This window comes from Kineococcus glutinatus (assembly GCF_039542765.1).
In the GTDB taxonomy this organism is placed as follows: domain Bacteria; phylum Actinomycetota; class Actinomycetes; order Actinomycetales; family Kineococcaceae; genus Kineococcus_A; species Kineococcus_A glutinatus.
Genome location: NZ_BAABIL010000119.1, coordinates 1 through 22305, shown reverse-complemented (window position 1 = coordinate 22305; position 22305 = coordinate 1). Strand labels below are relative to the sequence as shown.

At 67.2% G+C, this 22305-nt stretch carries 22 protein-coding genes, 1 tRNA gene and 1 pseudogene; 15 read left to right on the top strand and 9 right to left on the bottom strand.

What is annotated here, in order from left to right:
- Positions 1-5 precede the first annotated feature (5 nt).
- The 4 genes from ABEB16_RS05450 to ABEB16_RS05435 form a co-directional block, all read right to left on the bottom strand.
- Positions 6-1091 (bottom strand): diguanylate cyclase domain-containing protein, encoded by a 1086-nt coding sequence (locus ABEB16_RS05450; RefSeq protein ID WP_345711253.1) that lies wholly within the window; start codon positions 1089-1091, stop codon positions 6-8.
- Between the two features lie 1212 nt (positions 1092-2303).
- On the bottom strand, positions 2304-3266 hold the full coding sequence (locus tag ABEB16_RS05445; RefSeq protein WP_345711252.1) for a hypothetical protein: 963 nt from the start codon (positions 3264-3266) through the stop codon (positions 2304-2306).
- A 107-nt stretch (positions 3267-3373) separates the two neighbouring features.
- Positions 3374-5989 (bottom strand): DEAD/DEAH box helicase, encoded by a 2616-nt coding sequence (locus ABEB16_RS05440; RefSeq protein WP_345711251.1) that lies wholly within the window; start codon positions 5987-5989, stop codon positions 3374-3376.
- An 82-nt stretch (positions 5990-6071) separates the two neighbouring features.
- Positions 6072-6293, bottom strand: coding sequence for a helix-turn-helix domain-containing protein (locus ABEB16_RS05435; RefSeq protein WP_345711250.1), 222 nt, complete (start codon positions 6291-6293; stop codon positions 6072-6074).
- 298 nt (positions 6294-6591) lie between these two features.
- Between ABEB16_RS05435 and ABEB16_RS05430 the strand changes: the two genes are divergently transcribed.
- From ABEB16_RS05430 to ABEB16_RS05415, 4 genes are all read left to right on the top strand, one after another.
- Entirely contained in the window at positions 6592-7647 is a 1056-nt protein-coding gene (locus ABEB16_RS05430) for a hypothetical protein (protein WP_345711249.1), read from the top strand.
- Positions 7648-7897: 250 nt separating this feature from the next.
- Positions 7898-8767 (top strand): uL30 family ribosomal protein, encoded by an 870-nt coding sequence (locus ABEB16_RS05425; protein WP_345711248.1) that lies wholly within the window; start codon positions 7898-7900, stop codon positions 8765-8767.
- A 14-nt stretch (positions 8768-8781) separates the two neighbouring features.
- Complete coding sequence (locus ABEB16_RS05420) at positions 8782-9183, top strand: hypothetical protein (protein WP_345711247.1); 402 nt, start codon at positions 8782-8784, stop codon at positions 9181-9183.
- Positions 9184-9232: 49 nt separating this feature from the next.
- Positions 9233-9667 carry a hypothetical protein gene (locus ABEB16_RS05415; RefSeq protein WP_345711246.1) on the top strand — a complete coding sequence of 145 codons (435 nt, stop codon included), beginning with the start codon at positions 9233-9235 and terminating at the stop codon, positions 9665-9667.
- A gap of 369 nt (positions 9668-10036) precedes the next feature.
- Here ABEB16_RS05415 and ABEB16_RS05410 read toward each other — a convergent pair whose 3' ends face one another.
- A complete protein-coding gene (locus ABEB16_RS05410; protein ID WP_345711245.1) occupies positions 10037-10474 on the bottom strand; it encodes a TlpA disulfide reductase family protein in 438 nt (145 codons plus the stop codon).
- Between the two features lie 440 nt (positions 10475-10914).
- Positions 10915-11316 carry a site-specific integrase gene (locus ABEB16_RS05405; protein ID WP_345711244.1) on the bottom strand — a complete coding sequence of 134 codons (402 nt, stop codon included), beginning with the start codon at positions 11314-11316 and terminating at the stop codon, positions 10915-10917.
- A gap of 114 nt (positions 11317-11430) precedes the next feature.
- Here ABEB16_RS05405 and ABEB16_RS05400 point away from each other — a divergent pair, with 114 nt between their 5' ends.
- From ABEB16_RS05400 to ABEB16_RS22780, 9 genes and pseudogenes are all read left to right on the top strand, one after another.
- Positions 11431-11757 (top strand): hypothetical protein, encoded by a 327-nt coding sequence (locus ABEB16_RS05400; RefSeq protein WP_345711243.1) that lies wholly within the window; start codon positions 11431-11433, stop codon positions 11755-11757.
- Positions 11758-11764: 7 nt separating this feature from the next.
- The gene (locus ABEB16_RS05395; protein WP_345711242.1) at positions 11765-11983 is read left to right on the top strand and encodes a hypothetical protein; all 219 of its coding nucleotides are present in this window, start codon (positions 11765-11767) and stop codon (positions 11981-11983) included.
- A gap of 655 nt (positions 11984-12638) precedes the next feature.
- Positions 12639-14711 (top strand): type IV secretory system conjugative DNA transfer family protein, encoded by a 2073-nt coding sequence (locus ABEB16_RS05390; RefSeq protein ID WP_345711241.1) that lies wholly within the window; start codon positions 12639-12641, stop codon positions 14709-14711.
- Positions 14708-15721 (top strand): replication-relaxation family protein, encoded by a 1014-nt coding sequence (locus tag ABEB16_RS05385; protein ID WP_345711240.1) that lies wholly within the window; start codon positions 14708-14710, stop codon positions 15719-15721. The genes ABEB16_RS05390 and ABEB16_RS05385 overlap by 4 nt, the downstream gene beginning before the upstream one ends.
- Positions 15718-16731, top strand: coding sequence for a DNA-methyltransferase (locus ABEB16_RS05380; protein WP_345711239.1), 1014 nt, complete (start codon positions 15718-15720; stop codon positions 16729-16731). The genes ABEB16_RS05385 and ABEB16_RS05380 overlap by 4 nt, the downstream gene beginning before the upstream one ends.
- A gap of 93 nt (positions 16732-16824) precedes the next feature.
- Positions 16825-17181, top strand: coding sequence for a hypothetical protein (locus tag ABEB16_RS05375; protein ID WP_345711238.1), 357 nt, complete (start codon positions 16825-16827; stop codon positions 17179-17181).
- A gap of 228 nt (positions 17182-17409) precedes the next feature.
- Positions 17410-17784 (top strand): helix-turn-helix domain-containing protein, encoded by a 375-nt coding sequence (locus ABEB16_RS05370; protein ID WP_345711237.1) that lies wholly within the window; start codon positions 17410-17412, stop codon positions 17782-17784.
- Between the two features lie 31 nt (positions 17785-17815).
- Positions 17816-18487 carry an ImmA/IrrE family metallo-endopeptidase gene (locus ABEB16_RS05365; RefSeq protein ID WP_345711236.1) on the top strand — a complete coding sequence of 224 codons (672 nt, stop codon included), beginning with the start codon at positions 17816-17818 and terminating at the stop codon, positions 18485-18487.
- Positions 18484-19485, top strand: a pseudogene (locus ABEB16_RS22780) (recombinase family protein); the annotation flags it as partial. The gene ABEB16_RS05365 and the pseudogene ABEB16_RS22780, both read left to right, overlap by 4 nt.
- A gap of 246 nt (positions 19486-19731) precedes the next feature.
- Here ABEB16_RS22780 and ABEB16_RS05355 read toward each other — a convergent pair.
- Positions 19732-19956 carry a hypothetical protein gene (locus tag ABEB16_RS05355; protein ID WP_345711234.1) on the bottom strand — a complete coding sequence of 75 codons (225 nt, stop codon included), beginning with the start codon at positions 19954-19956 and terminating at the stop codon, positions 19732-19734.
- Positions 19957-20155: 199 nt separating this feature from the next.
- Positions 20156-20231: transfer RNA gene (locus ABEB16_RS05350), tRNA-Arg, on the bottom strand.
- 110 nt (positions 20232-20341) lie between these two features.
- Between ABEB16_RS05350 and ABEB16_RS05345 the strand changes: the two genes are divergently transcribed.
- A complete protein-coding gene (locus ABEB16_RS05345) occupies positions 20342-21331 on the top strand; it encodes an LGFP repeat-containing protein (protein WP_345711233.1) in 990 nt (329 codons plus the stop codon).
- A 160-nt stretch (positions 21332-21491) separates the two neighbouring features.
- Entirely contained in the window at positions 21492-21944 is a 453-nt protein-coding gene (locus ABEB16_RS05340; protein WP_345711232.1) for a hypothetical protein, read from the top strand.
- A 54-nt stretch (positions 21945-21998) separates the two neighbouring features.
- Here the strand turns inward: ABEB16_RS05340 and ABEB16_RS05335 are convergent.
- Positions 21999-22305 (bottom strand): NAD(P)H-hydrate dehydratase (locus tag ABEB16_RS05335; protein WP_345711231.1); only part of this gene is annotated, 307 nt, incomplete at its 5' end.

Below are 22305 nucleotides of genomic sequence, written 5' to 3'. Positions count from 1 at the left end.
CTGCCTTACGGCGGACTGGCCGTCCCGCGGCGCATGTGCTTCACGGCGTACATCGCTTGATCGGCTTGGCGAAGCAGCGTCTGCGCTTGCAGTTCTGCAGGTGCCTCACCCTCGCTAGTTGCGACACCGATACTGGCCGAGATGCGCGCTTGCGCGCCGCCGAGGTCGATCGGCTCGGACAAGGCGGCATAGATGCGCTCAACGACAGCGCTCACTGCATCTGGTGCGGCTGCACCACCTGGGTCGGCGCGCAAGCCCTCGCACACGATGACGAACTCATCGCCACCAAGCCGAGCCAGCGTATCCCCAGCACGGAGCAGCCCTTGGAGCCGGGCGGCCACAGTGGTGAGGAGTCGATCACCAGCCTCATGGCCGAAGGTGTCATTGATGCTTTTGAAGCCGTCGAGGTCGACGAAGAGCACGGCGAGTGGCGTGTGTGCTCGCTGCGCGGTGGCCACAGCATGCGCCAATCGGTCATCGAGGAGCGCTCGGTTGGGCAGTCCGGTCAACGGGTCATGCGTTGCCGCGTGGACGGCGAGTTGATGTGCGAGCAGCGCCGTCTGCCGATCATGCGCCATCATGACGAAGTTGCAGGCAACATCAGCCAAAACTTGAGCCACCCGTAGCTCACCGTCCGTGAAGGAACCTGCCTCATGGCGATAGAGTGTCAATGCGCCCCACACCTCGCCGCGGGCATGAAGAGGCAGTGCTGCTACGGCATGAACGCCCGTCATGAGCGCGCGCTCGGCGAAGACGGGCCAGCGCTCGGGATGGATTGCCAAGTTCTCCTCGACCACGACGCTGTTGGTGGCAATGGAGTCCTGACAGGGCCCGTCGCGAAAATCAATCTGCGTCTTCTCTGCATGAGCCACTTCTTGGGGAACCGCATGTACGTATTCCAAGCGTCCACCGAGCAGCTGTCCATCGCGCATGGTGGCTGCGCGCCGATATGCCACTCCTGCGCCGTCGATGGACAAAACGTGCGCCGCCGCAGTCGCCAGCTCGCGGAGGGCGACCTCGACTTCCAGCGTGTCTGACGCTCGTCGAGCTAAGGTATCGAAAACGGCAAGAATTTCTGCCTGCTTCGCCATGGCGAGCCTTCCTTCACTGACCACATATGCTTCTAGGTGTTGTCCCGTGACCTCAAGGGCGACGTGACAACTGGTCTATTGTGGCTCAGTGTATTGGCAGCAGTCGGCGCTTGGCAGGCTGTTCGACAGAGTGGCAGTCTCTTCGTGAACTCGGTCCATCGGCTCAGCATCGGCAGCATGCACAGGTACCAACTGCTCTGCCACGGGCAGCAGAGGGGCGGATGCACGTGAGTTGTCAGGGCGTGTCCGCCGGTGCGCTCGGACCGGGTTGGTCGGCATTAAGAGCCAGCAATGCGAGCATGCTGGAGTTACGGCTTGCGCGGAGGAGGTCGGTGCTGCGGTGGGGTAGCGCCTCGAAAGAGGCGTTTATCGCTGGTCGGGTCGCCCGGGATGCAGCACTTCGATCTGAAGCTGCCCGTGCTCACTGCAACCCTGAATGGACCTCGACCACGTGATCGGACGGGTCGCGACTCACTGTCCAGTAGAGCCTGCCGGAACATCGCCGTTTCGATCAGCTGTAGCCCTTTCCGCAGCACCGCCAGATGCTGGCGCAGCGATCAAATTTGAGATGGAACCGCCGGCATTAGCCCCGCCGTCCTAAGGGAGCGGCGCGTGTGAACTGCAAGAGGAGGAACCCGACGCAGGACGGCGCCGCCTGCCACATCCGCGGCCGGTACGCCGGTGGACGGATTTCGGACTGCCGTATCGAAACGGACTCCTACCAGCGGTAGAAGCGTCCAGATGTTCGATGTCCTAACCCGTCACTAGTTGATACGACCTCATCCTGCTTACGTGCAACGATGACGCCACTGCGAGCGACAGTGTTCACGTCAAAGCCTCGCTGCTCCAAACATTTGAGGAACCGTCGTTGAGTGGTTAAAGAGTTGGGGTGTAAGTCAACGGCCCACATCCATTTGGAAATGCCCATGTCATCTACGAAGACGAGGCGCCAGCGACTCCCCGCACTGCTGGCGCACGGAAGTTGCGTCCAATTGAAGATGCACCAAGATGCGGCACCAGCAAGAAAGAGCCCGAAAAGACCTATTGCAATTCGAGCTATTAGCACCAATCTCTTGGATGGTGTTTGGCGCGCTGAGTGGAGCTTTGACATCTAATTTGTGGTGCGCGCCGCGCTAATATGTGTGGCGCGCTACTATTTTAGATTAGCACGCCATGAGCGCCGCGTCACGGATTACCCGCGTGGGCACACACTCACCCGATGGCATTCCTGGCGTCATTGAACTTCTGCTGGCGGTGCTGGAAATCCTCCACCTCGATGCCCAAGGATTTGAGTGTATCTGCGTCCATGGCGTGACCCGTTTCTCGCCACGCCTTTGCAGTCTCGGGCTTGAGTGAATAAGCCATGAACTGCGGCCACTCGCCTTCGATACCAGCAACATCCTGTTGTAGGCGGATGTATCCGGCCGCAATGCGCATGGAGAATGGCCAGTCTTCGATGAGCTTATAGCGCAGCTGCTTGTCGCTGAGGTTAGCCGTCTGCTCGTCGCCGTACACCTGGCGCGCGACATCCCGGGCTGTTGCGGGCTTGATCTGCCCAATGCCAACCGACCCTCGGAGGCCGGTGTACTCCTGCGCCTTAGTGAAGTCCTGACGCCAGCTGAAGTAGTTGCCACCCTCGTGGTAAATGACGCGAGCAAGTGTCTGCCCGTTCACGTTGGCAGCCGCGGCAGCCGCGGCTAGGTCGTCGCTGAGGTCGGCGACCACATGCTCGCGGTGACCCGCATTGGCTTGCAGTTGGATGTTCACGCCAGCGGCTTGAGTGTCAGCATTGGGCGAGGGAATGGGTGTGGCCGCCCGCAGGCCGCATGTGGGGATTCCCTGGTCGCTCAGGTCTTGAGTACTGTTCCAGTGGGTATCGACGTAGTAGTCCGTGACGTAGCCGGTGTAGCCGCCAGAGGTGCCGTAGAGCCAGACGCTGTTGCCGTTGACGACGTCGCCGGCTGTCCAGCACGACACGCTGAAGTCGGCGCCCTCGGGTAGCACCGTGATCAAGCCGTCTTGGACTGCAGGTACGGAGTGCAACCAGACGCCGTCGCCATCTGTCCGGTAGACATGGTGGAGGGCGTCTGCTGCCGCGGCTGGCGCTGTCGCCACACCAGTCAGCGCCGTCCCGAGTGTGAGCGTCACCGCCGCTCGCATGTGATCGATCTTCATGGCAGCCCCCCGGCAGTCAATCCTTGCCGGCAGACGACGCCCAGCCGGTACCGGACTGTACGAGGGCAACAGTCGAAGCGCCAGCGAAGCGCTTGACAGCATAGTGATCACCGCGCCGGGAACAGCGCGGCCACCTCGTCCGGGGAGAGGATCCGGCCCTGCGGAGAGGGTGCAAGCAGCTGAGCGAGCCAGCCCGCAGCTGGTAGGAGCGCCTCGACGTGGGCGCGGGCCTGTCCGCGAGCTTCAGCGCTGCCGTCGCCGCACATCGCCGCGTACGTTCGGAGGCGGTCGGCGAGCAGGTCGTACAGGCGGACTGCAGCGTCGTGGCTGATGAGTCGGATCCGGTCGCGGGCGGCGTCGGTGGCGTCGCCGTGGGCCTCGGTCGCGGGGTCAAGCAGGCAACCGGTGAGGCGAGCCTTCGGTGCGCGCTTGCTCTCGACCTCCAGCTGGCCGAGCAGCTGGTTGACGTCCGTCCGCGTGATCTTCCGCTCGCGCCCCTCGCCGCTGTCCTTGCCCTGGGCAGTCTTGACCTCCCAGATGCGGCGCTGTGAGCGTCCGGGAGTGGACCAGCTCCAGCGGCAGTCAGTGGCGCTCTGCTCGGTCCTCGGCGGCCGTTCTCCATCAGCACCAGCCAGGCGGGCCAGGTGGATCAGTCCCTCGCACTGCTGATCATGATTGCCGGTGAGCAGGTCTCGGCCCCGGCTGAGGGCGCGGTCGAGGCGTCCACCGGCCTCGCGGCGCCAGTCGTCCCATGTGAGGAAGAGACGGTCGTTATCGTCGGCCGCCGAAGGCGCCCCAGCCAGAGCGGCGCTGGTACGGGCCAGCCGGCGGAACCAGGCGGTCTGCGGCCCCTTGTTGATGGCGTCGTCCAGCGCCGCGCGCGCGGCAGCGCGATCCTCCACCCGACCGCGGTCGAAGTGGGCGTGCGCCTCGACGTAGCGCCAGAAGGCGGCGTGTTCGGTCTCGCCAGACTCCGCGAGTAGCACGCTGGCCTGCTTCGCCGCTTGGGCGGCCGCTGCGTGATCACCGAGCCACAGGCTGGTGGCGGCCGCAACCTCAGCCGGTGCACTGGCCACGTCACCGCTGCCGCTGGTCACACGCCCTGGGCGGAGGCGGCGGGCGCGTGCCCCCTGGTCGCTGGTCGGGGCCGCCTGTGCTTCGTCGAGCGTCGACCGGCTGCCCACCCAGAACGCCGTGCAGGCATCCTGCGTGGCCTGCCAGCCCTTGTCGAAAAGCTCCAGCGCTCCGCGGATGATCGGGGTGGCGTCGGCGGGGACGGACTTCCGCACGGCGGGGTCGGCCAACATCTGGGCGAAGGTTGGGTCCAGACCAAGGTACAGCGACCGATCAGAGGGGGTGCGGTTGGCGCGGCCCAGTGCCTGGGTGACTCGCTGGCCGACGCGGTGACGCATGAAGGTGGCGTCGCCGAGGTAGGCGACGACGAAGCGCTCGTACTCGCTGCTGGCTTGCGGCACAGTGGTGATGATCACCAGCTTGCACAGGTCGCCGGGCAGATCCAGCCCGTCATAGCGACCAGCGGTCACCAGGTGACCCCTGCTGGCGGCGATCCAGGCCTCCACTTGATCATCGTCGCCGGCTCGCAGCCGGAACACTCGAGCGCCTTCAGCCTCGAGCGCCTTCTCCAGCAGGTCGGCTTCGCCGTTGCTGGCGCACAGCCAGGCCGCGCGTCCGTCGGCGGCGGCGACCTGCTCGAGGGCCCACTCGAGGACTTCTTCGTCCAGAGCCGATTTCCCAGTCGGGTTGAGGATGAGTTGCCGGTGGCCAGTGGCGCCCGCTGGCAGCGGTGCGGTTGGTGTCAGCCGAGTGATCCGGCCGCCCCCGATGCGCCGCTGTAGATCATCCATCGATCCGAGCGTGGCCGACAGGTAGATGCGCTGCTTCGCTTGGGCGTAGCCAGCGACTTGCTGAGTCGGTGGGTGATAAGGGCGGATTTCCACGGCAGAGGATCCGATGAGGACGCCGCAGCGGGTGAGGTGAGCCTGCACGGTCCGCCACACGTGCTTGATCTCGGCCTCTTCAGCGTATGGCGAGTCGCTGATCGCATCGCGGACTGCGACGGCCACGTTGGCCCAGTCGCCGAAGGACAGCAGCTCTGGAGGCGTACCAGGCGCCGCCACCCCCTCTCGCATGGCGCGCAGCGCAGGGTAGGCGTCACCGGCATGGGCCAGGACGAGGTCGCAGACGCTCTCGTACAGCTTGCGCGCTTCACCCGGCTTGTTGGGGATGCGTAGCGTCCGCAGTCCGCTCAGCGGCTGTTCGGCCAGGTGCGCATCGTCGAGAATGAGCAGGTCGGCGGGCTGGGGAACCGGGCTGCTGTTGAAGTAGACCCAGTAGTTCATGATCCCCGGCTTCTCCGCCTGGTGGTAGTCGTCCAGCTTGGCACCGCCGTAGTTCCGTGCGGCGAAGCGCACCACGTCAAGACCGAGGAGCTCGGCCTCGCGCTCGACCCGCTCGGCCAGCTGGCGCGTTCCAGTGAGGTACGCAACCGACCGACCTTGCTCCAGTGCCCAGTCCGCGATGAGCAGCGCGACGAGCGTCTTACCCTCCCCGGTCGGCATCTCGATCGCGACGTCCGAAGTGCTCAGGTGGTTGGCCGCGTACTCGTCCAGCACGAGCTTCTGTCCTGGCCGTAGCGAGGTGAACGTCGACGACCCGAAGGTTGCCAGCCGCTGGCCGAAGTCCAGCTCCTTAGCCTCGGGCACGACGCACTCCTTGATCTTGTGAGCGGCCTCGCTCGTAGTTGTAGCGCCTTGGTGTAGTCACGGCGACCTTTTGCTTCTGCGGTCAATCGGGCGGGATGTGCATCAGCTCAAGCGGATCGACCGCGATGCGCTCGGCGATCCGCTCCACGGACTTCAGTGTCAGGTTGCGCTCGCCGCGCTCCAGGCCGCCCATGTAGGTGCGGTGCACCCCGACGACTTCGGCGAAGGCCTCCTGACTCAGGCCACGTGCCAGCCGGTACTCACGCAGGTTGCGCCCGACGGCCCGCTGAAGATCGCCTTCCATGACGGCACCGACGGTGCCCGGATGCTACTTGTCGGTCTACAGACCTATGAGTAGCATCCGGGGACGCGCGTCCTGGGCGGCGTGCCCGGCGGGGGAGGGGGTGGCGATCATGATGGGTGGCGGCGAGGGCTGAACGGTCAGCCTTACCTACAGACAGCGGAGCCCGGCGCCGCAGGACGGTCTGGGTTCCGTTGTCATGGTCGCACGGCGGCGACAAAACGAATCCGCTAGTAATCAGCATGTGGTTTGCTTATACTGAAAGCAGTATATGCAAGACCTACTTCGCCGAATTCGCCAGTTGAAGACCGTTGTGGTCTGCATTGTGCTGGGCGTGGGCGGCGTCGGATTATTGCTCTTAGCCCGCAGCGCACCGACCTGGGCGGCCCTACTGCCCCTGTCTGAACTGGGCGGCGTCCTCTTCGGTGCCGGTGTCCTCGGTATCGGCCTGGATGGCTACCTCAAGCGGGAAAATGACGAACTGGCCGAGCGGCGGCTACGCCAAGTGTTGGCTGACAATACGCCGGCCCTCCGCGACGCCGTCATCGAGGGCTTTGCCTTTCAACCTGACGACCTCAAGCGGGTGGCAACGCCGGAGCTGCTCGATCAGGTGCTGCGCAATAGCTTGGCGCTGCGGCTCGGAGACGCCACCTTTGCTGGCGAGCTCTACGACGACCTGCGTGACCAGGCCATTCGGGCGGCGGAGCGCTGGCAGGACGTCCGCGTCGACATCCGCCTCAGCATGCTGAGCAGTGCGGCCAGCGGCCGCACCGGCCTGTACGTCGCCACCATCCGCTGGGAGTACGCCGTCGTCCCGGCCTTCCCGGTGCGCCGCTTCGTGGCCGTCGCTGACCGCGACGAGTACCGCGAGCTCGCCCAGGAATCGGCCGCCACCTCAGCCTGGTACATCCGCCCCAAGGGCAACCTGGCGGCGGGGGAGCGCGAAGCCTTCGAGCTCGTGCAGTTCAGCGTCAACGGCCAGGCGCGCCCGATCCGCCGCACGGCCCGCAAGGACGGCCAGACCTACACCGTCAGCCTCGGCGAGGACGTCGTCCGCGCCGCGCGCCCCGTGACGGTCGCCTACACCTACCGCACCGTCGTCTCCCGCGATGGCCACTTGCTACACATCGACGTCGAGCAGCCAACCCGTGGCATATCTGTCGAGCTGGACTACAGCGCCACCGACATCGCCTACGTCAAGGTCGTCGACTTCATCGCCAGCAGCCGCAAGAGCCGGCTCATCGAGACGCCGGAGGGCATCCCTGGCCGAGTCATCGGCGTGCAGTTCGACGGCTGGCTCATGCCGCGAGCCGGTGTGGCCTTCGTCTGGGTACTGCATGATTCGTCAGCAACGTGATCAGGTCTAGCGGTGCAGCTTGTAATTCCGCAACGTGATCTTCATGAGCACGTCATGCAGTGGACATGTGGGCGATGTTGCTGAGGCCAACGACATCCAATCCGTTCCGCGCGGCCGCTCTCTCGTGTGGGACGCTGCGCCTTGGGGCAGTCGAGCGACACGCCCTTGCGGTCTTTGCTAGATGAACCCATGATGACGGCCCCTGGTCGTAGGCTACGCCCAACAGTTCGGCTCTCCTGGAAGGGCGAACATGCTGCAGAGCAACGACATCTCATGGTCCTCCATCGCGACCGTACCGCAGGATGGCACGCTGCGGCTCCCCCTGCCCGGGACGGCGGCCTTCAAGCGCGCCAAGGGGCGATCAGGTGACTGGCTGGTCATTCAAATCGCGAGTGCTATCGGCAGTACGGCCAAGCAGCGAGGAGCGCTACGCACTTTGGGGTTGCGTGGCCCAAACACTCTGGTACTGAGAAGTAGTGCAGATGTATCCACAAAGGGATCGATTCGGACGGTGCGGCATCTCGTTGCCGTTGTCGAGCTAGACGGTATATACTATAGGCAGACAGAAGCAGGCAATAGCGAAGGAGGTGATGTGTCTATCGAAAATCAGCAGTATGGAACGGAAACAAGTCCTGGGCAGCTCTGGCGAGACCCTCAAGGCGAGTATTTCGGCTACCGATCTGAGCGTGATTCCACGCTTGCTTATTGGAGTAGTGAACTCACACTTCACCAGTTGGTGGAAACGGCATACCAGCTTCCTGAAGTGTCGCTGAGCGATGACGTGCGCGTCAAGTATTGGACTGTGGCTGAGCCGCAACGAGGCGCTATCCGCCATGACAGTTCAGTCAAGAGCCTTCCAGGGGCGGAATCGGTTAATGAGCCCATCAGCCATGCAGTCATTGACTTGCCGAACGAGCAGCATTTGATGTGGAAAGCGCCATTCCGTAAGTTCGGTGACCGACAAACGACTAAAGGCGAAGTGCGACTCCTAGGCGAGCCGATCGACGAAGTTGCACTTCGCGCGCTAGTGCGCGCCACTGCTAATGAGGTGTTCATGGCGCGGGCAAACTGCAATATCCAAGTGCGACGGCAAGGAAAACTGCGACAGCATGACCTTTAGGAGTTGCGCGAATAGTGGACATTGTTTTTGACGGCTACGCCGAAGTCAAGGTCACGACGGAGGTCAAGCGCGTGTCAAAAAAGAAGAAGAAGCGGAGCGGCTCGGGGGAGTCCGAGCATCGTGTCACTTATAGCTCCGACCTCGGCGATCGACTGTACTTCAAGTTCACCTCGACGTTGACTGCATCTACATGTACCTACGAAAGCACAAATGGTGATCAGGTCGACCAAGCAGGACGTACTTGGGTTCACATGGGTGAGACCGCATATGGCAGCAGTCGTCCCGGTCATTCGGTAGCAAGTATTCATCAAGCGGCGCAGCATAATCTTGGACTTGCGGTGGTGTCGTGCGACTGCTCTGGCGATATCCCGTTCAATTCTGTGTACTCGAAACAAGTCCAACTGCCGGTCGTATAGAATGGCTAGCGCTCCGGTAGCGTTTACCATTTCGCTTGGCGTCTCAGGCTTGTCGTTCGTGCTTAATTTAGCGGCGGCAAAGCGGTATGAAAAGGAGTATGACGAGCGGCTGCAACGGTACTTCGTTAAGCAGGGTATGGTGCCATCCCCTGATTCGTCCGCGGACGAGAAGGATGGTTTTCCGCCGGGTTTAAGTCCTCGCGTTGTGCGCGCATGGTTCGATCAGGGACTGGACTTGGCTGCAAATAGCCCTGCAGCCGTCTTGACATTGTTTGCTTTCTCGGAATTGCCAGGATTCGATAGTGATATCCCGCACGTGCTTCTCGTCTTTATGGGATTGGCGCTCGTTCTCGGGCTTCGGTTCGTTGACGCCCCCAATGCGGCGGGTGCCTACCGCAGGTGGACGAAGTTTAATGTATCACTGCTCACAATGGCACTTTTCGTACTGAACGCAGGTGGATTGATTTACTCAATCTACCTTTGAGCATTCTTTGCGATTGCTCGGAGATGCATCTATCTGCGAGATTCATTAAGAGTTGCAAGGCGGTAGTTACCTTGAAGCTCGACACGCTCTGGGCTTCAGTTCGATCGCTCACAGCTCGTCGCCAGCCAATAGGCCTTTCCCGGTAGCGGCATGAGGTTGCGTGCGGGCCGGATGGAGGAAGGCATTGCTACATACAGGGCCTGGCTGGTGGCGATGGATGCGACCAAACTTTTCCGCCCCGCTTACCTGAAACCTGCGTGCTCTCGAATCGTGCCACCTCGCCTTCTTGCGAGCTATGGTGCAATGCCTCGCCTGCCCTGCCGGGAAGGCGGGCCAAGCTTGAAATGGCTTCGTTGGCGTGCGGCGTGATCATTGACTGACTGACAATTTTGATGACAACGTGTCGTCGAGCAGGCCAGTCAGTGTGGAGCCTTCCACCTGGCCAGCGGCGAGGGCCGCCACCCGCCCCCGCGCATCCAACACCACGGTCATCGGTGTAGCGCTAGCGCTCACTCCACGCTGGCGCAGCGCCAGCAGCGCACTGCCGTCACTGTCGCGGATGCTGGGGTATGTGATGGCGAAGGTCTGCTGAAAAGCCCGCACAGCCTCGGCGCTGTCGTTGCGAGTATTGATTCCGACGAAGTGCACACCCTTGTCGGCGTAGTCGTCCGCGATCTGCTGCAGCACCGGTGCCTCCACTCGGCACGGTGGGCAGTCGGCGTACCAGACGTTGAGCACTACCACCGTCCCGCGCAGCGCGGCCACGTCCACCCGCTCACACTCGGCGGTCGTACCGGCCAGCTCCACCGCCTCACCCCGCTGATCCGGTGGGTACTGCACCACCCCGTAGGCCGACGTGCGGGCAGCACCCTGTCCCGGCGCGGGCAACCCGTCACCTGAGGAGCATCCACCGAGAAGAACCAGCGCCGATGCCACCGCAGCCAGCGCGAGCGGGCCGACACCGAACCTGCTACGACGATCTATGGGGAGCCGGGCAGGCGACGCGGGGCGCACGCGCTCAGGATGCCAGCGCAAACCAGCTATGGCGCACTGCGCTCACTCCTGCTGTTCGGGACTCCTCATGGCATGTCCGCTGACGCTGCTGTCCCTGGTGCCCGGGGGTCGGCGCGCCAGCTATAAGCCTGGGACCGTCGCCTTTCACTGAAGGCGATCGGCTCCTGGCTCCTTGGTGAGGGGTGCCGATGTGTTACGGCAAGCTCCTGCACTCAAAATAAGAAGTCGTTGGTCTACGCGTCCCGTTTTCCCCTTGTTGAAGTGCGTGCCCGAACGATCAGGCCTGCAGTTGGTACTTCGGCGATCGTGCCCTCGCGCAGCAAGAAGCTGTAGAAGCCGCGGAAGGCGGTCAGGCGGCGGCGGATCGTGCCGTGGCTGTAGCCGCGCCGCCGCTGCAGAGTCAGATAGCTGCGCAGGTCGTCGTGGGTGAGCCGGAGCACGACTTTTCCGCGCTTCTCCGCCCACCACAGCAGGTCGTCAAGGTCGGTCCAGTAGGCGCGGAGCGTGTCGTCTGCGCGGTGCTTGTCGTCGGCTAGGTGGTAGAGGAAGTCCTCCCGGGCGGCGGCGAAGTCAGGCTGCACATCGGGAAGCCGCCCGCGGAACGGCGCGTCGTCTGTGGGGTAGTAGCGCGCCACGACACGATCGTAGATCAATAGCACTTGGGTGCTATCACGCTTACGCTGGATCCCCTCTGAGCTGCGGCTTTAGCGTCGATGACGTCAGGACACCGCAGCGAAGGGAGTCAGCACATGGGCAACATCGAGCCGCAGATCACCTGGGAGGTAGCCCTGCCCAGTCGCCAGACCAGCCGGGTGATCAGCCGGCTGCGGGACCAGGGCGTGGTGCGGGCGGCGGTCATCGACGCCGACCTGCAGGCGGCGCTGGACAAGGTCGACGCCCAGACGACGGCCATCGGCAGCAGCATGGCGGCAGTGGTGCGCGTCGCCCAGGCGCAGCGCCAGCTGGAGCAGCTGGCTCCGGAGGCCAGCGGCCGCCTGGCCCTGCTGGCCGACAGCCACGCGCTCGGTCTGGCTGATGTCGTGACCGACCTGCAGCACCGGCTGCGGCGGCGGTAGGGCGAGCATGCTCGCCCTCTTTGTCTGCCTCAGTGCCGGGCTGCTGGGCGGCTGCCTGGCCGTGTCGGTCTGGCTTCTCAGGCAGCGCGCGCCGCTGCGCCGGTGGCAGATCCGCCGTGACCAGGCACTGGCTGAGGCCCAGATGGCGGCCCTGACGCGCCAGGCGCTGCTGGCCATGCGCGCCGAAGTGCAGCGTCAGCTCAGTGCCCAGCAGCGGCGCCGCTAGGCCGGGGCCAGCGATGCGTCCGTCATGGCTTGACCGCCTGTTCGGCGGGGCCGTCAGCGTGCTGCTGGCGGCCCTAGCCGTCTACACCGCCGCTCGCCTCATCGAGTCCGTCTGGCGCACGCTTGCCATCTGCGCTGCGGTCGTCCTGACGCTCGGTCTGCTGGGCGCACTCTGTAGTTGGCTCTTCCGCCGCCGGCGCGGCTGGTAACCCGGTAAATCACGTCTGCAGCTGCTTGGGGCCCTGTTCCGATCGGTGTTGTGGTATTTGCCGATCGTATTGACTGTTGAATCCTCGCAACGTTATAAGTAGAAGCAAGCATTGTTGCGAAGATTCAACAGTAGGGAGGTAATGACGAGAAAGGGGGTAGGCATATGTCGCGAACGTACAAGCATAAAGATGCTGTGCAAGGGAGGGGAGGGCGCCGCAACCTGTCAGTGCGGGCGGTCCGCCGCGACCCGCCGGATGTCCGGAAGCTCAGCCGGGCCTTGATTCAGCTGGCCCTGGTACAGGCCGCCGCGGAGGCCGCTGCGCAGCGTGCGGACACCGAGCCGCGCGGACGGGCATCGACGGGAGGGCCCGCGGATGTCTAGCCCGGCGACGCCGTCGTTGACCTGGCGGCAGCTGCAGTGGCGCCGTCCGTTGGAGCCGCTCCAGGTGCTCAGCTGCCTGCGGCAGTGGGCCGCCGACAGCCGTAGTCCGCGCCTTGTGCTAGAGACACGAGCCGATCGAGCGGGCGTCCGCTATCTGCTCGGGGCGCCGCCGGCAGCGATCAACGAGGCAGCCACCACGCTGCGACAGCTCCTCGGTACGACGGTCCTCAACCCGGCGGCGGTGGAGCGCCCAGCGGTTCAGACGGTCGGGCGCCTGGCGGCTTCGACGCGGCACCGGCCACTGCGCCTGGAGGTACCCGAGCTCATCGTCGCGGCGCTGCTGGCGGCGCTGACACGAGCCGGCAAGGACGAGGGGCTGGTGCTGCAGCTCGTGCTCGGCCCGCGGCGCATCCCGCTAGCCGTGCCGACCACGAGTCCCTCGTCAGTGGTCGCGCCGTGGTGGTCGGTGGCCTGGCGCGGCGACGGCGGCCGCCTCGACTCCGATAAGCGGTCGGCGCTGCGCACCAAGGTCGCGGAGCACGGCTTCGCCTGCACCCTGCGCCTTGGCGTCCGCGCCGGCTCATCGGAGCGACGCCGGACGCTGCTGCTCGGGCTACTGGCGGCCCTGCGCACCAGCGAAGCCGCCGGGGTGCAGCTCAGCCTGCATCCGGAGCGGGCGGGACGCCTGGACGCAGCGGAGCGGCCGTTCCGCTGGCCGCTGCGCCTGGGCATCGCCGAGCTGCTGCCACTGACCGCCTGGCCGCTGGGCGACGCCGACCTGCCGGGCCAGCCAGCCCTGCACCCCAAGCCGCTGCCGCCCCCAGCTGGCACCGCCGGCAAGAAGCGGGTCATCGCCCGCGCGCTGGCACCCGGTGTTGCGGCGCACCTGGCGCTGGACGCCCGGGCTGCCCTGCAGCACCTGCATGTCGTCGGGCCGACCGGGGTTGGTAAGTCGACGCTGCTGGCCAACCTCATCTGCCAGGACATCGCTGATGGCCGGGCAGCGGTCGTCGTCGAGCCCAAGGGCGACCTGGTGGCCGAGGTGCTGGCGCGCGTGCCCAGATCCCGGCGGGACGACATCGTCGTGCTCGACCCAGCTGACGACAGCCCCGTTGGGCTCAACCCCTTGGCCGCCCATGGCCGGCGCCCGGAGCTGGTGGCCGATGGCCTGCTAGCCGTCTTCAAGCAGCTCTACGGCCGGGCCATCGGGCCTCGTAGCCAGGACATCCTCTACGCCGGGCTGTTGACGCTGGCCCACCAGCCAGACGCATCGCTCGCGATGCTGCCGCTGCTGCTGACCAACCCCGGCCTGCGTCGCCGTCTGACCGCCGGGCTGCATGACCCACTGACGCTAGAGCCGTTTTGGTCGACCTTCGAGGCCTGGTCCGACGCCGAGCGGGCCACCGCTATCGCCCCCGTTATGAACAAGCTGCGGCCGCTGCTGCGGCCGGGGCTACGCGGTGTCATCGGGCAGCGGCGTCCACGCTTCCAGCTGCGCCAGGTCCTCACCGAGCGCAAGGTGCTGCTCGTGCCGCTGCAGCGCGGCGTCATCGGGCCGGAGGCGGCCGGATTGCTCGGCTCGCTGCTGCTCGCCGAGCTGTGGCAGGCGCTCCAGGGCCGCGGCGCCATTCCCGCCGAGCACCGCCACCCGGTCATGGTCTACGTCGACGAGGTGCAGGACTACCTGCACCTACCGACTGACCTGGGCGAGGCACTAGCGCAGGCCCGCGGCTACGGCGCCGGCTTCACGCTGGCCCACCAGTTCCTCGGTCAGCTCCCGCGGGAGATGCGCGCTGCGGTGCTGGCCAACGCCCGCTCCCGCGTGGCCTTCCAACTGTCGCCGGAGGATGCCACCGCGCTCAGTAAGGGCCACCCCGAGCTGACGCCGGCCGACCTGACAGCGCTCGGGCCGTACCAGGTCTATGCCAGCCTGCTCAGCGGCGGACGGGCCAGCGCCTACGCCCTCGGTCAGTCGCTGCCGCTGGGCCCAGCGCTCAGTGACCCTGCAGAGCTGCGCGCTCGTAGCCGTGAGCGCTTTGGCCAACCACTGGCAGCTGTGGACGCCGACTTCGCCGCCCTGGCCGCTGCCGATGAGGCGCCACTCGGCGCTACCGGTCGGCGCCGGAGGCAGCCATGACCTCGCCGATGCCTGTCCGGGGCTCCGCCAGCGTGCCGCTGACCGCAGGCCCGGCCTGGTCCGCTCGCCCGTCCGATCGCGTGCTGTTGCCCGCGGACGTCTTGCCTGATCAGGACGCCATGAGCGTCACCAGCGCGCCCGAAAGTATGGCTCTCCCGGCCTTGGCTGCGGCCTCTCCAGAACGCCCGGCGCGGCCTGCCGCCCGCCGTGTCAGTGGTCAGACACTAGAGCGGCTTAAGGCCGCGCTCAGCGAGCGTGACCAGGCCATCCTGGCTGACCTCCACCGCTTCTCGTTCTTGACCACGGCGCAGCTGCACGTTCTGCACTTCAGCGGTCACACCTCCGACAGCGGCGCCGCCCGCATCTGCCGCCGCGTCCTGGCCCGGCTGCGCGCCCACCGCCTCATCGAGCCGCTTCAGCGGCGCATTGGCGGCGTCCGGGCCGGCTCAGCGTCCTTCGTCTGGCGCCTCGGCCCCGTCGGTGATCGCCTGCTGGCCGCGGCGACTGCCGAGCACGACCGGCCACGGCTCCGCCGTAAGGAGCCGTCACTGCGCCATCTTGAGCACTGCCTGGCGGTGGCGGACTGCGCGCTGCGCCTCATCACGGCCGCCCGCCAAGGACGCCTGGAGCTCCTGCGGCTGGAGACCGAGCCCGCCTGCTGGCGGCCCTACCTTGGCGCCGGTGGCAGCGCCGAAATCCTCAAGCCGGATCTGTCTGCCGTCACGGCCACGGGTGACTTCGAGGACCACTGGTTCATCGAGGTCGACCGCGGCACCGAGAGCCTGCCGACGCTGCTCAAGAAGTGCGTCCAGTACGAGCGCTACCGCCGGACTGGCCGCGCCCAAGCCGAAGCCGGCGTCTTCCCCCTGGTCGTCTTCGTCCTGCCGGATCACGCCCGCCAGCAGCGGCTGGCTGCGGCCCTGCGGAGTGCTCGCGGCCTCGACGCTGGCCTCTACCGCCTGATCATGGCCGAGAGCTTCGCTGATCTAGTGGCGCGGGGTGCGGCATGAGGCGGCTCACTAACCGGCTGCTCGTCGGCGACGCGCTCACTGAGCTGCGGCGGCTGCCGGCGGCCAGCGCCGACATGATCTTGACCAGTCCGCCATACTTCCGGCTGCGTGACTACGGCGTCGCTGGCCAACTCGGCCTGGAGGCGACGGTCGAAGACTGGGTGCGCAACCTGCATGCCGTAGCCGGTGAGCTGGCCCGCGTCCTGACGCCCACCGGCACCCTCTGGCTCAACCTCGGTGACAGCTACGCCACCCACCCCGCGCAGGGCGCGGCGCGCAAGAGCCTGCTGCTCGGACCGGAGCGCCTGGCGCTGCAGCTCCTGGCTGACGGCTGGCTGCTCCGAAACAAGATCGTCTGGCAGAAGAGCAACCCGATGCCTACCTCCGTCCGCGATCGGCTGGCCTGCACCTGGGAGAGCATCTACATCTTCGCCCGACAGCCGCGCTACTACTTCAACCTCGACGCCATCCGCGAGCCGCACCGCAGCCGCTCGCCGGCCCGCCCAGCGGAGCACGTGGCTAGACCGGACGCTGCGGAGCCCTGGCGCGGCCCCAATGCGGGCAGCGGCCGCGGCCTGGCCCGCTTACGTGCGGCGGGACGGCCGGGACACCCACTCGGAAAGAACCCAGGTGACGTCTGGCGCCTCGCCTCTAGCAGCTACCGCGGGGACCACCGCGCCACCTTCCCAATGGCCCTGGCTGAGCAGGCCATTCGCGCCGGCTGTCCGGAGCGCTGCTGCAGCACCTGCGGTCGTCCCTGGCAGCGGCGACTCCTGCGGGCCCTCGGCGCCGTGGCCACCCGCGGCACCCTGACGCCGACCTGCGCCTGTCCAGCGGCCACGGACCGACCCGGCCTGGTGCTTGATCCCTTCTTCGGTGCCGGGTCAACAGCGCTGGCAGCTGAGCAGCTCGGCCGCGACTGGCTCGGCATCGAGCTCAGCGCGGCCTTCGCGGCGGAAGCCCGCCAGCGCCTTGAGCGCGCGAGGGGAGGTGCGCAGATGGCGGCCTGAGCCCGGCTACCGCGCCTCGTCGGTGTCATGCGGCCGCTGACTGCGATCCACACCAGGTGGCTCGTCGGCCGCACCCACACCGAGGAGGTGCCCATGTCCCTCGTGGACAACGGCTCGAGTCGCGGCGGCGTCAAGACGCTCGCCATCCGGCTGGAGCCCGACGTGCACGCCCAGCTGAGCCTCATCGCCCAGCTGCGCGGCAACACGATCACCGATGAGATCCGGACGGCGCTCGAGACGCACCTGGCAACCGCCAGGACTGCTCCCGAGCTGGCTGCCCAGGCCGACGCCGCGCTCGCCGACATCGAGCGCGAAGCTGCCGCTCGCCGCGACGCCATCGCCACCCTGTTCGGCTCCGCCGCCGCTACGACGGCCTCGTCCACCGACGAGGTCAGCGCGGCCCGCGGCCGAAGGGGAGGCAAGCAGAGCAGCGACTCATCGGTCGACTAGCGACCGCCCACTCCGGCAGTCGCCGTCCGCACCACCCCGGTGCGTCCTGGTAGGGCTCGAGCGGTCACTGACGACATCCCGTCGCCACACCGCTCGCCCTACCAGCTTCACCCTAAGAATGACGCCAGAAGGAGAGAGCAGGCTTTCCTGCGGTTTCAGTGATCATCAATGGACCGTTGAATTGTCGCAACAAAGGGCGGATAATGAGGGGGTAAACGAGGAGGACCCATGAACAATGCCGATCTGCCGCCATTTGCGCTGCTGCTGCGCCAGGCGCGAATCGAGGCTCGCCTAGCAGCCCGGGAGGTGGCGCGCCGCGCCGGTGTCGATGTCGGCACGGTGACCCGCATCGAGCTCGGACGCGTTCCCCATCCTCGTCCCGCAGTCCTGACGGCGATCGGTGAGGTACTCGGCGTGTCAGCTTCGGATCTGTTCGCGGCTGCCGACTGGCTTCCGCCTGCAGAGCTGCCGACCCTCCGTCCGTACCTGCGCGCCAAGTACGGCGATCTGCCTGACGCGGCGGTGGCAGAAGTGGAGGCCCTGGTGCAGCGCTACAGCCAACAATTCGGTCGCGGACCAGTCAATGGAGAAGATGAGCGGTAGTTGAGAGAGTTAACAAGAAAGGGGGTGTGCTATGCATGACAAGAATGAAGAAGAATTGGCGGGCGCCAGCGTGCTGGCCGCGCTGCGCCGACTCATACCGGAGCGGCAGGTCCATTACGCCGAGGCGCTTCAGGTAGCCGAGCTCCAAGCCGCCCGGCTGCGCCGCCTGACGGACGTCGGTGATGAGCCGGTGACCTGTGCGGTCATCGCCGGACTGCCGCGATTCGAGGTAGTCCAGCGGCGGCTGCCGACTTCCGGCATGAGCTACTGGAACGGCCGGGTTTGGGTCATCTGCCTCAACGGTGGTGAGCCGCTGACGCGGCAACGTTTCACGCTGCTGCACGAGTTCAAGCACATCATCGATCATGGCCGGGCCGAGCGCCTGTACGCCCCGACGCCGCAGCAGTCCGCTGAGGCGCTGACCGAGCGGGCCTGCGACTACTTCGCCGGCTGTGTACTGATGCCCAAGGCACTCATGAAGCGGGCGTGGGGCGACGGCCTACAGCGTCCGTCCCTGCTGGCAGCCCACTTCGACGTCTCGCCGCGAGCGGCCGCCGTGCGGCTGGCGCAGCTGGGCCTGACCGAGCCGGTAGCTCGCTGCGTCGCCCGCTACCGCGCGCACCGCCGCAACTGGCGGCCGTCGCACGACCATTTCTCGCCAGCTCGCCGCCCCGTGTTCACGCCGACGGAGGTACCAGCATGAGTCAGGACAGCCAAGCCGTCGCGGTGTCCTACCTCCGCGTCAGTACCAAGGAGCAGGCTGAACGCGACGGCGACCCAGAGGGCTACTCCATCCCGGCGCAGCGCGAGGCCAATCGGCGGAAGGCCGCTGAGCTGGGCGCCGTCGTCGTCGCTGAGTTCATCGACCGCGGCGAGTCAGCCCGCTCGGCGGATCGGCCTGAGCTGCAGCGGATGCTGACCTACATCCGCAGTCACCCGGAGACCAGCTACGTCGTCGTCCATAAAATCGACCGGCTGGCTCGCAACCGTGTCGACGACGTCACAATCAACTTGGCGCTGCAGCAAGCCGGGGTCCAGCTGGTCTCGGCCACCGAGCGGATCGACGAGACGCCCTCCGGCATGTTGCTGCACGGCATCATGTCGACCATCGCCGAGTTCTACTCGCGCAACCTCGCCAACGAGGTGGTCAAGGGGATGGCCCAGAAGGCCAAGACCGGCGGCACGCCCGGCAAGGCGCCGCTCGGCTACCGCAACGTCGGTCGCTTCAACGAAGACGGCCGGGAGGTGCGCACCGTCGAGCTCGACCCGGTGCGGGCGCCGCTGGTGGCCTGGGCTTTCACGGCCTACGCCGACGGCAGTTGGACGGTCAGGCGGCTGCTGGCTGAGTTGACGGCCCGGGGGCTGACCACCCCGGCCAATGTCCGCCGGCCGGCGCGGCCGCCGAGCCTGAGCAACATCCAGGCCATGCTGACTAACCCGTACTACAAGGGGGTCGTTGTCTGGCGCGGCGCCCAGTACCCCGGTCGCCATACACCGCTCGTCGATGAGGTGACCTGGCAGCGCGTGCAGGTCCTGCTGTCGGCCCATGCCCAAGGTGAGAAGGAGCGCGAGCACCACCACTACCTGAAGTCCACCGTGTACTGCGGCGACTGCGGGAGCCGCCTCATCGTCTCCTACTCCAAGAATCGCAGTGGCGCCATCTATCCGTACTTCATGTGTGTCGGTCGCCATCAAAAGCGCACCACCTGTCAGCGGCGGGCGATGCTCATTCCGCTCGTCGAGCAGCTGGTCGAGGAGTACTACGCGCAGGTGCAGCTGCCCGCCGCGCTGCGCACGGCGATCGAGGCGACTCTGCGGCAAGAGCTGGCCGACGCCAGTCGAGAGGTGGCGGCGGAGCGGCAAGCGCTGCAGCTCCAACAAGAGCGGCTGGCGGGCGAACGTACAAAGCTGCTGCAGGCACATTACGCGGGTGCCATTCCGCTCGACCTACTCAAAGTGGAACAGGACCGCATTGCCGAGCAGCTCGCTGCCGTCGAATCGCGGCTGGCGACTGTCAATGGCGACTTGGCGACGGTAGAGCGTAACCTGTCGGCGGCGCTCGATCTGTTGGTCGACTGTCAGTGCGCCTACCTTTCGGCTGGCCCCAAGGTGCGCCGCCTCTTCAATCAAGCGCTCTTCGAGAAGCTGTACATCGATGAGGACGGCGTCCACGCCGAGCTAGCAGAGCCCTTCCAATCGCTGCTCGGTCCGGCCGTGGCTGCCCTGCGGCATGATCCGGGGGTAGGGGAGTTGGCCGGTCAGGTGATTAAAAGCCGTGCCCAAGCGGTTGGTCGGACACATCGTCCGGCCGTCCGTCAGGGCGCGGTCTACGACGCTGAACCCAGCGCCGTTGGTTTGAAAGTCACGTATGTGGTGCCCCCGGCAGGATTCGAACCTGCGACACACGGTTTAGGAAACCGATGCTCTATCCCCTGAGCTACGAGGGCTCGACGGCGCGCTGGGCCCGCCGCCGGACGCTGGGAGTCTAGCGGGCACCCCCGCCGGGCCGCCGCGACGCCGCCCGCCGGTCCGGCCACGCCGGGTTACCGTACCCGGCGTGAAGCGTCGTCTCCTCGCCGCGGCAGCCGCGCTGGCCGCCCTCGCCCCCGCAGCGGTGGCGGCCCCCGCCTCGGCCGCCGGCGCCACGGTGTCCGGGCTGCGGGCCGACCCCACGTGCGTCTCCGGGGTGCCCAGCGCCTACGTGTGGTTCGACCACGCCGGCGCCGGCGAGGGCACCCGCTTCGTCGTCCAGCGGGGTGGTGCGGTCGTCGGGGAGGTCACCCGCAGCGGCTCCGGCCGCGCCGGGGTGCAGCTGGCGTCCCTGCCCGCGGGGCAGCACACCCTCACGGTGCGCGCGGAGGCCGGGGCGAGCGCCGACGTCGGCGTCCGCGTCGGCACCTGCGACGGCTGGCGCGACGCCGCCGACTACAACGCCACCTCCAACCTGCCCGTCGGCACCGTGGACGCGTCCGCGTCCTTCCCCGTGCCGGGGGCTGCGGTCTGGTTCGGCGGGACCGGGGCGCTCTTCGGCACCGGCGGCGGCGCGCACGCCGTCGGCGGGGCGATCTTCGACCGCTACTGGACGCTCGACGCCACCGAGGGCCCGCTCGGCCTGCCCACCAGCAGCGAGTTCGGTCTGCCCGCCCCCCGCTACGGCTTCTACACGAGCTTCCAGCGCGGCACGATCTACTGGTCCCCGGCCACCGGGGCCAACGCCGTCCTCGGGGACATCGCCCGCCGCTACGCCGCCCTCGGCCACGAGAGCTCACCGCTGCGGCTGCCCGTCACCAGCGAGGTGCCCACCCCCGTGCGGCGGGGGGCCTACAACCACTTCCAGGGCGGCTCCATCTACTGGTCGCCGACCACCGGCGCCCACGAGGTGCGCGGGGCCATCCGCGCCGAGTGGGCCCGGCTGGGCTGGGAGAACTCCTGGCTGGGCTTCCCGCAGTCCGGGGAGTACCAGTCCGGCGCCTACCGCCGCGGCGACTTCGAGGGCGGCTACGTCGTCTGGACGGCGCAGCAGGGGGCCGTCGCGCACCGCTGGTGAGCCGCCGGCCGCTCCCGCCGGGCGGGATTGCGCCGCGGCCGGGCGGTGTTCTTACACTCAAGCCGCACACACCAGAGGTCGATGACGTCGTCGGGTAGCGCTCCGTCGACGTCGGCGCAGCGGTGCCCTCCGGCGTTGTCGCAGAGAAGGCACCGAGGTCATGTCCGTCACCACCGCCACTCCCCGCGCCGCCGCACGCGCCGGCGCCCCCTCCACCCGCCGCGCCGACCGGCGGCAGAACGCCGCCAGCGCGGCCCTGACCGCCGCGCTGGGCGACTCCGGCTGCATCGTGGTCTCCGCCACGGTCGTCCCCGTCGCCGACGCCACGGGCAACGCCGTCGCCACCGCCTGCGAGGTCGACTTCTACGACGCCCGCTCGCTCTGGCGCGCCCTGGACGTGATGACGTCCGCCGCCCGCGCCACCGGCGAACCGCAGCTCGCCGCCCGCGCCGGCCAGCGCGGCGAGGGCGCCTGGCGGGTCACCGCCGGCCCGCAGACCTGGTACGGCGAGGACGGCGACCCCGCCCAGGCCGCCGCCCGCTCCCACACCGCCTGGCGCCTCACCGTCCCCGGCGACGACCTCGTCGCCGTCGCCGCCGCGCTGCTGGCCTGACCGCCCGGCCGTCCGCCCCGCACCCCGGTGACCACGGGGGTGCGGGCGGACGGCTCAGACCTCGATCTCCGCGAGCACCCGCGGCACCTGCGCGGGCAGCTCCCGCGCCAGGAAACCCAGCCTGCCCACCGACGAGGCCAGCCGCTCCCCGGCGCGCCCGTGCAGCGCCGAGGCCCACACCGCCGCCTGCTCCGGCGCCGCACCCCGCGCGCACAACCCCGCCACCAGGCCCGCGAGCACGTCGCCGGAGCCGGAGACGCCCAGCCCCGCGCCGCCGGAGGCGTCCAGCCACAGCCGCCCGTCGGGCGCGGCGACCCACGACTCGCCCCCGCCGGCGGCCACCGTCGCGCCCGTGCGCCGG